Source organism: uncultured Sphingomonas sp. (assembly GCF_913778135.1).
In the GTDB taxonomy this organism is placed as follows: Bacteria; Pseudomonadota; Alphaproteobacteria; order Sphingomonadales; family Sphingomonadaceae; genus Sphingomonas.
The window spans coordinates 1-10,819 of the sequence record NZ_CAJYVU010000174.1; the positions used below are offsets into that span (position 1 = coordinate 1).

The window sequence follows — 10,819 nt, forward strand, 5'->3', positions numbered from 1 at the left end:
CGATCGCAACGGCATGGACAGCGTCGCCGCAACGCCCTTCATGGCCCCCGATGCGCTGGATTTCGCGGTGGTCGAGCGCCCCTACGTCCCGATGCCGCCGCCCCCGCCGGCCCGCCCGGCGGTGCCGTGATCCGGTGACGACCCGCAATTCGATCGACTATCGGCCCTTCCAGGCGCCGCTGCCTCCCGGGCGGGCCCGCGCGCTCCCCTGGGTCAGCGTATTGGCGGCATCGACGCTGACCGCCATCGTACCGGTGGTCGCCAGCCTGCCGCTGATGCCGCCGCTGGGGCTGATCCTGCTGCTCAGCTGGCGCCTGCTCGCGCGCTTCGCACTGCGCCCCTGGGCCGCGGCGCCGCTCGGTCTGTTCGACGATCTGGTGAGCGGTCAGCCGATCGGATCCGCGATGCTGTTGTGGTCGCTCTGCTTCATCGCGATCGAGCTGATCGAGCAGCGCCTCGTCACCCGCGATTTCTGGCAGGACTGGCTGATCGCCAGCGGCGCGATCGTTTTTTGCACCGCAATCGGCCGCTGGATCGCGGTTCCCATCGGCGCGCACGTCGATACTGTGCTATTGGCACAGACCATGATCTCCGTGATGCTGTTCCCCCTGTCGGCCCGTCTGGTCGCCTGGATCGATCGCAAGCGAGGGCCGACCGCGTGAAGCGTTCCTCCCGGATCGTCACCGAAGCGATGCAGGCATACAGCTTCTCGCGCCGGGCGTGGCTGCTCGGCACCGCGCAGGGCGCCGTCGGCGTCATGCTCGCCGGCCGCATGGGCTATCTCGCGATCGCCCAGAACGAGAAGTACAATCTTCTTGCCGAAAGCAACCGCGTCAATCTGACGATGATCCCGCCGCGGCGCGGCTGGATCGTCGATCGTCATGGCGCCGCCATCGCCGACAATCGCACCGATTTCCGTGTCGATATCATCCCCGATCGGCTGGAGGGCGGCGATGCGGGTCGCGACCGCGTGCTCGCGCGGCTCGCCACGCTGCTCGACCTGCCGCCCGACGAGGTCGAGCGGATTCGCATCGACCTGAAGGGGGCGGCGGGCTTCCAGCCGGTGCAGGTGGCAGAAAACATCAGCTGGGATCGCTTCGCCGCAATCAGCCTGCGCCAGCCCGAACTGCCCGGCGTCGCACCCACGCGCGGCTTCGCGCGCAACTATCCCGCGGGCGCCGCAGTCGCACACCTGACCGGCTACGTCGGTGCGCCGACCGCCGAGCAATACCGCGCGACACGCGACCCTCTGCTCGTCACGCCGGGGTTCAAGCTTGGTAAGGACGGGCTGGAGAAAACGCTGGAGCCGCTGCTGCGCGGCAAGGCGGGTGCGAAGCGCGTCGAGGTTACCGCGCGCGGCAAGCTGGTGCAGGAACTTGCCACGCGCAAGGACGAGCCGGGTCGCACCGTCCGCCTGACGATCGACGCGGGGTTGCAGGAATATGCCGCGCGGCGGCTGGGCACCAATTCGGGCTCATGCGTCGTGTTCGACTGCTTGACGGGCGAGATGCTGGCGATGGTGTCGATGCCCGCCTACGATCCCAACAGCTTCTCCGAAGGGATCAGCCACCTTGAATGGGACATGCTGTCGAAAGACGATCACGTCCCGTTGATGAACAAGGTGACGCAGGGGCTTTATCCGCCGGGGTCGACCGTCAAGCCGATGAACGGACTCGCGCTGATGGCGGCGGGGGTGAACCCCAACGAGCGCGTGTTCTGCTCGGGTGCGATGCGGCTCGGCACCAGCGTGTTCCACTGCCACAAGCGCGGCGGCCATGGTCCGCTCGATCTCAAGAACGCGATCATGCAGAGCTGCGACATCTATTTCTACGAAATGGTGCGCCGCGTCGGCTACGATAAGATCGCACCGGTCGCGCGCGCGCTTGGGCTGGGGCAGAAGTTCGACCTGCCCTTCGCCACGCAGCGCTACGGCACCGTGCCCGACAGCGCGTGGAAACAGCACAAGTACAACAAAGCCTGGACCGCGGCCGATTCGGTCAATGCCTCGATCGGGCAAGGCTACGTGCTCGCCAATCCGCTACAACTTGCGGTGATGGCGGCGCGGATGGCATCGGGCAAAGCGCTGGTGCCGACGATCCTGCGCGATCCCTTCAAGCCCGCGGCACAGCCGCTCGCGATCGATCCCGATCATTTCCGCATCATCCGCGAGGCGATGAACGGCGTGGTTAATCTCGGTGGCACGGGCGGCGCGGCGCGGATGCAGGTGCCGGGCGTCGGGCTGGCCGCGAAGACCGGCACCGCGCAGGTCAGGCGCATCACAATGGCCGAGCGTCGCTCGGGCGTGCTGAAGAACGGACAGTTGCCGTTCAAGCTGCGCGACCACGCGCTGCTCGTCTGCTTCGCGCCCTATGACAACCCGCGTTATGCCGCCGCCGTGGTGCTCGAGCATAACGGTCACACGGTGCGTAATCTGGACGCGCCGCTGATCGGCCGCGACATCATGACCTATATGTTCGATCGCGAGCGCGCGATGAAGTCGCTCGCCGAGGTGGAGCCGAGCTGGGGCGGCGACATCCGCACGCGCATGGCAGCGCAGGAAAACGCCTATCGCGCCGCGCACACCACCCCGCCCGCGCAGGCCGCCGCAACCGAAACCGACGCACCCGCCCCGACCGAGGCGCGCGCGGTAGAGGCTGCGACCGACATTCAGAACGAGAGCCAGGCCGCGGTCGAGCGTGATATCGCAAACGGCGCCGGCCCCGCGCAGACCGGCTCGCCCGAACCAGACGTCGACGCCTCGCGTTTCGATCCGCCGGCGGTGACACCGACCGCGGTGCAGCCGCCGCGATGAGATCGATCATCCCCTCCCCGCTCGCCATCCTGCCGTGGCGAACGCTGCTGCTCGTGCTGGCGATCGGCTGCTTCGGATTGGTCGTACTTTATTCCGCCGCGAACGGTAGCCTGCGCCCTTGGGCGTTGCCGCAGGGCGTTCGCTTCTTCGTCTTTCTGGGCGGAGCGCTGGTGCTGTCGCGCGTCCCGCTGTCGTGGTGGCGCAACCTCGCCTTCCCCGCTTACGGTGCGCTGGTGGTCGCGCTGCTGCTGGTCGAGTTGCTCGGCGCGGTACGCGGAGGCAGTCAGCGCTGGCTCGACCTCGGCTTCATTCGCCTGCAACCGTCCGAGCTGATGAAGATCGGCATCGTCCTTGCCGCTGCGCGTTTCTACGAGATGCTGCCCGCCGCGGAGACGCGCAAGTTCGTCGCGATTTGGCCGGTCGCGGTGCTGATCGGCGTGCCCGCCGCCTTGGTCATGCTGCAACCCGACCTCGGCACCGCGCTTATGATCTGCGCGGGCGGGGTGACGGTCATGTTCCTAGCGGGCGTTCCGCTGCGGCTATTCGTTGGCGGTGCCGCCGCGCTTGCGGTTGCGGCCCCGCTCGCTTTCATGTTCCTGTTGCACGATTATCAGCGCAACCGCGTGCTGATCTTCATGGACCCGGAAAGCGACCCGCTCGGCACTGGTTATCACATCAGCCAGTCGAAGATCGCGATCGGATCGGGCGGCATCTTCGGCAAGGGGTTCCTGAACGGCACACAGAGCCACCTCGACTATCTGCCTGAGGGGCACACCGACTTCGTCTTCGCGACAATGGCGGAGGAATGGGGCCTGATCGGCGGCGTCTTCATCATCGCCGCGTTCCTGCTGGTGATCCGCTGGGGCATCAACGTCGGCGTTCGCGCGGAGAGCCGGTTTGCCAAGCTGATCGCGGCGGGTCTGTCGACCACGATCTTCTTCTACGTGGCGATCAACCTGATGATGGTGATGGGGCTTGCCCCAGTCGTCGGCATTCCCCTGCCGCTGGTCAGCTTCGGTGGCTCCGCGCAGATGACGGTGCTGATCTCGCTCGGCATCCTGATGGGCATCGATCGTTACAACCGCCGCACGACCAGCTGGTAAGCTACGCGCAAGAAAATTAGCCGATCTAGCAAAAAGGGGGTTTGCAGATCCAAACAGTCGATGTAGAGGCGCGCTTCCCGATCGGAAGCGACATACCAAGCCGCTTCATCCAACCGGTTCTGGACGCATAGCTCAGTTGGTAGAGCAGCTGACTCTTAATCAGCGGGTCCTTGGTTCGAGCCCAAGTGCGTCCACCACCCTTCTTCGGGTTTAATACAAATCATCGATAACGGCATGACCGGCAGCGTGTCTAAACGCTGCCGGTCGCGCCGGGTCAGTCGCGGATCGCGGAACCGGCGTTCTGCAACGCCGCACCAGTGCGGTCGGCGGCGCGGTCGCCGGCACGGTCGATCTTCTCGCCCGCGCGGCCTGCGGCCGCATCGGCCTCGCGTGCGGCTTCCTTTGTTTCAGCGGCAGCACGGTCGCCCGCGCGGTCGATCTTCTCACCGGCGCGATCGGCAGCGGCCGCGACGTCGTCGGCGGCACGATCGGTCGCCGCAGCGGCGCGGGAGCCAAGGTTCTTGGCATCGTCGCCGATCGCATCCGCGGCCTGCGAGGTCTGTTCCTGGGCACGCTCGCTGCATGCCGCCAGCGGCATGGCCGCGATCGCCATCGCCAGACCGAAATGAACCTTCTTCATACATCCTCCCGAAACACGACGCGCGAGCGCGCCCGACAAGGTACCGCAAGACACTCACGTCTTCCGGCAGCGGCATCGTCAACCCGGCAGCGTCGGTAAACGTTCCGTTGCAGCAACGAGGCAGGCGTAACGCGATCGCGCACGTTCGATCATGACGTGGTCACAATAGTGTGGCACGGGCGCCAGCATGCGATATCTCCGCCCCGCCCGCGCGCTCGTTCCGACCATGACCCTTGCACTCTCGGCGCTGCTCGCGCTTCCCAGCCCCGCGCTTGCCTGGGGCAAGACAGGACACCGCGTCGTCGGCGCGATCGCCGATCCGTTGCTGACGCCGGCAGCGCGCGCGGGCGTGCGCAATATCCTGGGTGTGGAGACGATGGCGGAGGCCTCGAACTGGCCCGATTTCATGCGCTCGGCACCAGACGAGTACTGGCAGCACTCGACACCGTGGCATTACGTGACGGTTCCGCCCGGCAAGACCTACGCGCAAGTGACGCCGCCGCCGGAGGGTGACGCGGTGACCGCACTGCGTGGCTTCACGGCGTCGGTGAAGGACACGAGCAAGCCGCTGGCCGAGCGTCAGGCCGCGCTGCGCTTCATCATTCACATCATCGGCGATCTGCACCAGCCGCTCCACGCCGGAAAGGGCGACGACAAGGGCGGCAACGAGGTCGCGGTCACCTTTTTCGGCAAGCCGACCAACCTGCACTCGGTCTGGGATTCGGGACTGATCGACGACGAGCAACTGTCGTACAGCGAATTGGCCGCGTGGCTCGGCGCGCGGATCACGCCCACGGATCGCCGCGCCTGGGCAAGCACCGATCCGACCGTCTGGATCGCGGAAAGCACGGCGTTGCGCGACCAGATCTACCCGCGCGATCCGGCGCTGTCCTACACCTACATCTACCAGAACAAGGCGCGCGTTGAGCAGCGGCTAGAGATGGGTGGTGTCCGCCTGGCCGATTATCTGAACGCGCTGTTCGCGGCGCCGCGCAAGCGCCGCTGACACGAAAAAGGGCGGCACGTCACCGACGCGCCGCCCTTTGTCACTCAGGCAAGATCAGGCGAGCGCGTCCGCCACGACCTTGTTGACGATCTTGCCGCCACGCACGTTCAGGCCCTCCATCAGCCCCGGGTTCTCCTCGCACGCCGCATAGCCCTTGTCGGCGAGCGCGAGGCCGTACGGCAGCGTGGCGTTGTTGAGCGCGTGGCTGGAGGTCAGCGGCACCGCGCCGGGCATGTTGGCGACGCAGTAATGGATCACGCCGTCGACCTCGTAGGTCGGCGCGGCGTGCGTGGTTGCGTGGCTGGTCTCGAAGCAGCCACCCTGATCGATCGCGACGTCGACCAGCACCGCCCGAGGCTTCATGTGGGCGAGCATCGGACGCGTGACGAGCTTCGGTGCGGACGCGCCTGGGATCAGCACCGCGCCGATCACCGCGTCAGCCTCGGCAATCTCCTGCTCGATCGATTCCAGCGTCGACACGCGGGTGCGGACGCGACCGCCGAACAGCTCGTCGAGTTCGCGCAGACGCGGGATCGAGCGGTCGATGATCGTCACTTCGGCACCGAGACCGACTGCCATGCGCGCCGCATGGGTACCGACGACGCCGCCGCCCAGCACAACCACGCGACCCGGCTGCACACCCGGCACGCCGCCCAGCAGCACACCACGACCTCCGTTCGGTGCCTTGAGCGCGTGACCCGCCGCCTCGATCGACAACCGACCCGCGACCTCGCTCATGGGTGCCAACAGCGGCAACTGCCCACGCGCGTCGGTGACGGTCTCGTACGCGACCGCGGTCACGCCCGACGCCATCAAACCCTTAGCCTGCTCGGGGTCGGGCGCGAGGTGAAGGTAGGTGAACAAGATCTGGTCGTCGCGCAGCTGCACCCACTCGCTCGGCTGCGGCTCCTTGACCTTTACGATCATCTGCGCGCGGGCGAACACTTCCTCGGCCGTGTCAACGATCTCGGCACCGGCGGCGCGATAGACGTCGTCCGACGCGGCGATACCCAGACCGGCTCCTGCCTGCACCAGGACTTCGTGACCGTGCGCGACATATTCGCGCACCGCGCCAGGCGTCAGACCGACGCGATATTCGTGATTCTTGATTTCCTTCGGTACACCGACGCGCATCGTAACTCTCCTCTAGTTTGCCGCCTTTTACTGCGGCGGGCGCGCCTTTTCCCGGCAAAGCTGGTCAACTACTTGCGGTTTGGCGCGACTTTCCTGCATCATGGAACGCGATGACGCAGCAATCCGAAGTTCCTGACCGCATCGACCGCCGTCTGCTCGGTGCCTTGGTCGAAAACGCACGCGCGACCGCATTCGCGCTTGCCGAACGACTGGGTCGCAGCGCGACCGCGATCGCCCGGCGGCAACGTGCGCTGGAGGAGTCGGGCGTGATCGCGGGCTATGCCGCACGCCTCGATCTTGGTCGCCTTGGACTCGGCACCACCGTGCACATCAAGATGACGCTGGAAAGCCAGCGCAAGGACGTGCTCGAGGCGTTCGAGCACGCGATCGCGGTCAGCCCCTCGGTCGTGCGCTGTGACCTGATGTCGGGATCGTACGACTATCTCGTCACCGTGCAGGCGCGCGACCTGGCGCATTTCGCCGAAGTCCACCGAGAGGAACTATCGCGTCTGCCCGGCGTCACCAGCATGGAATCGGGATTCGTGCTCCGCGAGGTTGTGGGAACACGACTGCCGCTCCACCTGCTCGATTGAGGCCGGTTGGAACCCAAGCGCACGCATGATAGCTTCATCTGCATGACCGAGCAGGTGCCGATCACCAACGTGCCGACACGCGTCAAGCTGCGGGTCGAGGATTACCTGTCGCTCGATCGCGACGGCGCGTTCGATGGCTACGGCAAGATGGAGAGGATCGACGGTGAGGTCACCTACATGAACGCCAAGCATCGACCACACGCACGCATCAAGTCGCGTCTTCACACGGCGTTATCTGTTCCGCTTCAAGACAGATCAGATCGGTTTGAAGCGTAGGTCGAAGGCTCGATCTCTGTGCCCCAGTACAACGTGTCCGAGCCCGACATCACGTTGACCAGTGAGCCTGATGGCACGAGGCTCATTCCATTGCACTCGGTGCGCCCCATCATCGAAGTCGCCGACACTACCTTGCGATCTGACATAACCTGCAAGTCAGCAATCTACGCTCAGCACAGCATACCCGAATATTGGGTCGTCGACGTGAATGGCGGATAGATCCACCAACTATGGCTAACCGACGTCTCCGGATTTCGGGAACGACGCGTTTGTCGCTTCGGGGATCCGATCACCGCTGCCACCATTGCCGACCTGACGGTCACGACCGACCACCTCTAAGCATCAGCGACCTCGCAAATAGTTGAACGCCTTTTGCTGCTCCGCCGTGACGAAGCACTCGGCTTCGCCGCCCTCCCACGCGCCGCGATAACCACGCCGCTGAGCAAGCGTCGTCCACCATCCCTGCCCCGGCAGCCGATCGCCCTCACGCACCACCAGCACGGCGAGCGCCGGCTCGCCTGCACCCTCGCCCGCCAGATCAATCGCCTCGAGCGTCTTGCACAGAGCACGCATCTTCGGCCGGGTGAAGCGGTGACCGAGCGCGCGCAGCAACTCGGAATAACTCACCGCCCGCCCCTCGCGCGCCGCCGCGACCAGCAGGCCTCGCACCAGCGCCACGTCGGCGATCGTGCCCGGTCCCTCGACCGGCACGATACCCTCCACCTCCAGCCAGCGCGATAGATCGTCGCCGGTCCCGGAGGCGCCGCGCATCAGCGCGTCAGCTTCTTGTACGCCAGCCGCGTCGGACGGTCGGCGGCATCGCCCAGGCGCCGACGCTTGTCTTCCTCGTAGCTCTCGTAATTGCCCTCGAACCATTCGACATGGCTGTCGCCCTCGAATGCGAGGATGTGAGTGCAGAGGCGATCGAGGAAGAAGCGATCGTGGCTGATGACCACGGCGCAGCCGGCGAACGTCTCCAGTGCTTCCTCAAGCGCACGCAGCGTCTCGACGTCGAGGTCGTTGGTCGGCTCATCGAGCAGCAGAACGTTGCCGCCCTCCTTCAGCATCTTGGCCATGTGAACGCGGTTGCGCTCACCGCCTGACAGCTGGCCGACCTTCTTCTGCTGGTCGGGCCCGCGAAAGTTGAACGCGCCGACGTAGGCGCGCGTGCCCAACTCCTGCTTGCCGAAGCGGAACACCTCCAGCTCGTCGGAAATTTCCTGCCACACGTTCTTGTTCGGATCGAGGTGGTCGCGGCTCTGGTCGACGTAGCCGAGCTTGACCGTCGAGCCGACCTCGATCGTGCCGCCGTCGGGCTGCTCCTGCCCAGTGATGAGCTTGAACAACGTCGACTTGCCCGCGCCGTTGGGGCCGATCACGCCGACGATGCCGCCAGGCGGCAGCGTGAAGTCGAGCCCGTCGAACAGCAGCTTATCGCCGTACGATTTGGTCAGCCCCTTGGCCTCGATCACCTTCCCGCCCAGACGCTCGGGCAGCTGGATCAGAATCTGCGCCTTGCCCGCGACGCGGTTCTCCTGCTTCTCCATCAACTCGTCAAACGCCCGGATGCGCGCCTTGGACTTGGTCTGGCGGGCCTTGGGGGTCTGGCGCATCCAGGCGAGCTCGTCGGCGATCGCGCGCTGGCGTCCCGCCTCCTCGCGCTCCTCCTGCTCCAGCCGCTTGGCCTTCTTCTCCAAGTACCCTGAGTAATTCGACTCGTAGGTGTAGTAACGCCCGCGATCGAGCTCGAGCACCCAGTTGACGACGTTGTCGAGGAAGTAACGATCGTGGGTGACGAGGATGACGTTGCCGGTATATTCCTTCAGAAAATTCTCCAGCCACGACACGCTCTCGGCGTCGAGGTGGTTGGTCGGCTCGTCGAGCAGCAGAATGTCGGGCTTTTCGAGCAGCAGCCGGCACAAAGCCACGCGGCGCTTCTCACCACCCGACAAATTGGTGACAGGTGCGTCGGACGGCGGGCAGCGCAGCGCCTCCATCGCCTGTTCGAGCTGGCTGTCGAGGCTCCAGCCGTCAGCGGCGTCGATCTTCGCCTGAAGATCGCCCATCTCCTCCATCAAGGCGTCGAAATCGGTGTCGTCCTTGGGGTCACCCATCTCGGCCGAGATCGCGTTGAACCGCTCCACCATGTCCGCAACCGGCCCGGCGCCAAGCCGCACGTTCTCGATCACCGTCTTGCTGTCGTCGAGCTTTGGTTCCTGCGGCAGGTAGCCGACGCGCACGCCTTCAGCGGCCCAGGCCTCGCCAACGAAATCGGTATCGATCCCGCCCATGATCTTCATCAGCGTCGACTTGCCGGCGCCGTTCGGACCGATGATCGCGATCTTCGCGCCGGGGATGAACTGCAGGTGGATGTTGTTAAGCACGGGCTTGTTCGCGCCCGGGAAGGTCTTGGTCAGACCCTTCATGACATAGGTATATTGGACGGCCATGGGTCGCCTTCTCGCGTGATGATGCTGCGTGGAAATTCGTTCCGCTCGCATGTAAGCCCCATGCGCGGCGTTGGCAAACCGGCAGGCGCCGGTTACGCCTCTCGTCCATGAAGCGCATCCTGCTTGCGGCCAGTGCCGCTGCCGCCCTGTCCGTCCCCGCAGCGGCACAAACCCCGCTGTCGCCGAGCCCGGCGGGCCAGCCTGCGATCTCGCGCCCGGCACCGACGCCGCCCGCGCCGGTCCACCCGCGGGTGGCAGCGTTGCGCGACGCCGCGCTGAAGGACGAGGTCGCCTATGACATCGTCGAGGGATTGACGACCGAGGTCGGCCAACGGCTCGCCGGCACCGAGGCAGAGGCGCGGGCGCGGACCTGGGGAGTCGCCAAGCTCAAGGCGCTCGGCTTCAAGAACGTGCGGATCGAGACCTATCAGATGCCCGTATGGGTCCGCGGCGCGGAAGAAGCCGAGATCGTCTCGCCATTCCCGCAGAAGCTGAAACTCGCCGCGCTCGGCAACTCGGGCTCGACCGGCGCGCAGGGACTGACCGCCGACCTGGTCGTGTTCCCGAGCATGACCGAGTTTGCCAACGCACCCGCAGCCGCAGTGCGCGGCAAGATCGTCTACATCGGCAATTCGATGGAGCCGACGCAGGATGGATCGAGCTACGGCGCGAACGGCGCCGCACGCTTCACCGGCCCGGCGATGGCGGCGGCAAAAGGCGCGGCGGCGATCGTGATCCGCTCGATCGGCACCGACACGCACCGGCTACCGCACACCGGCGTGACGAACTTCCCCACCGGCACCGC

Annotated in this window: 11 protein-coding genes, 1 tRNA gene and 1 pseudogene; 9 read left to right on the top strand and 4 right to left on the bottom strand. The window is 65.8% G+C overall.

The annotated features are described in order from the left end of the window. Positions 1–134 precede the first annotated feature (134 nt). From mreD to QZ847_RS15395, 4 genes are all read left to right on the top strand, one after another. Positions 135–662 (top strand): rod shape-determining protein MreD, encoded by a 528-nt coding sequence (gene mreD, locus QZ847_RS15380; protein ID WP_294358148.1) that lies wholly within the window; start codon positions 135–137, stop codon positions 660–662. Then, positions 659–2,812, top strand: coding sequence for a penicillin-binding protein 2 (gene mrdA, locus QZ847_RS15385; protein WP_294358151.1), 2,154 nt, complete (start codon positions 659–661; stop codon positions 2,810–2,812). The genes mreD and mrdA overlap by 4 nt, the downstream gene beginning before the upstream one ends. Beyond that, positions 2,809–3,915, top strand: coding sequence for a rod shape-determining protein RodA (gene rodA / locus QZ847_RS15390; RefSeq protein ID WP_294358155.1), 1,107 nt, complete (start codon positions 2,809–2,811; stop codon positions 3,913–3,915). The genes mrdA and rodA overlap by 4 nt, the downstream gene beginning before the upstream one ends. Before the next feature lie 121 nt (positions 3,916–4,036). Further along, positions 4,037–4,112 (top strand) — tRNA-Lys (locus QZ847_RS15395). Positions 4,113–4,189: 77 nt separating this feature from the next. Here QZ847_RS15395 and QZ847_RS15400 read toward each other — a convergent pair. Beyond that, positions 4,190–4,555, bottom strand: coding sequence for a hypothetical protein (locus QZ847_RS15400; RefSeq protein ID WP_294358157.1), 366 nt, complete (start codon positions 4,553–4,555; stop codon positions 4,190–4,192). Between the two features lie 226 nt (positions 4,556–4,781). Between QZ847_RS15400 and QZ847_RS15405 the strand changes: the two genes are divergently transcribed. Continuing rightward, entirely contained in the window at positions 4,782–5,561 is a 780-nt protein-coding gene (locus tag QZ847_RS15405) for a S1/P1 nuclease (RefSeq protein ID WP_294358158.1), read from the top strand. A 54-nt stretch (positions 5,562–5,615) separates the two neighbouring features. Here the strand turns inward: QZ847_RS15405 and ald are convergent, their stop codons facing one another. Continuing rightward, positions 5,616–6,695 carry an alanine dehydrogenase gene (gene ald, locus QZ847_RS15410; protein ID WP_294358161.1) on the bottom strand — a complete coding sequence of 360 codons (1,080 nt, stop codon included), beginning with the start codon at positions 6,693–6,695 and terminating at the stop codon, positions 5,616–5,618. A 110-nt stretch (positions 6,696–6,805) separates the two neighbouring features. On the opposite strand from ald, the gene QZ847_RS15415 reads away from it, so the two are divergent. From QZ847_RS15415 to QZ847_RS17030, 3 genes are read left to right on the top strand one after another with little or no spacing between them, the layout of a single operon-like run. After that, entirely contained in the window at positions 6,806–7,288 is a 483-nt protein-coding gene (locus QZ847_RS15415) for an Lrp/AsnC family transcriptional regulator (RefSeq protein ID WP_294193400.1), read from the top strand. Positions 7,289–7,330: 42 nt separating this feature from the next. Continuing rightward, positions 7,331–7,564: a hypothetical protein gene (locus tag QZ847_RS15420; RefSeq protein ID WP_294358162.1), complete on the top strand. Its 234-nt coding sequence runs from the start codon at positions 7,331–7,333 to the stop codon at positions 7,562–7,564. 18 nt (positions 7,565–7,582) lie between these two features. Next, entirely contained in the window at positions 7,583–7,783 is a 201-nt protein-coding gene (locus tag QZ847_RS17030; RefSeq protein ID WP_366930206.1) for a Uma2 family endonuclease, read from the top strand. Positions 7,784–7,906: 123 nt separating this feature from the next. Here QZ847_RS17030 and QZ847_RS15425 read toward each other — a convergent pair whose 3' ends face one another. Then, positions 7,907–8,335: a ribose-phosphate pyrophosphokinase gene (locus QZ847_RS15425; RefSeq protein WP_294358165.1), complete on the bottom strand. Its 429-nt coding sequence runs from the start codon at positions 8,333–8,335 to the stop codon at positions 7,907–7,909. Beyond that, positions 8,335–10,014 (bottom strand): energy-dependent translational throttle protein EttA, encoded by a 1,680-nt coding sequence (gene ettA / locus QZ847_RS15430; protein ID WP_294193101.1) that lies wholly within the window; start codon positions 10,012–10,014, stop codon positions 8,335–8,337. The genes QZ847_RS15425 and ettA overlap by 1 nt, the downstream gene beginning before the upstream one ends. Before the next feature lie 107 nt (positions 10,015–10,121). Between ettA and QZ847_RS15435 the strand changes: the two are divergent. Then, positions 10,122–10,819, top strand: a pseudogene (locus tag QZ847_RS15435) (peptidase M28 family protein); the annotation flags it as partial.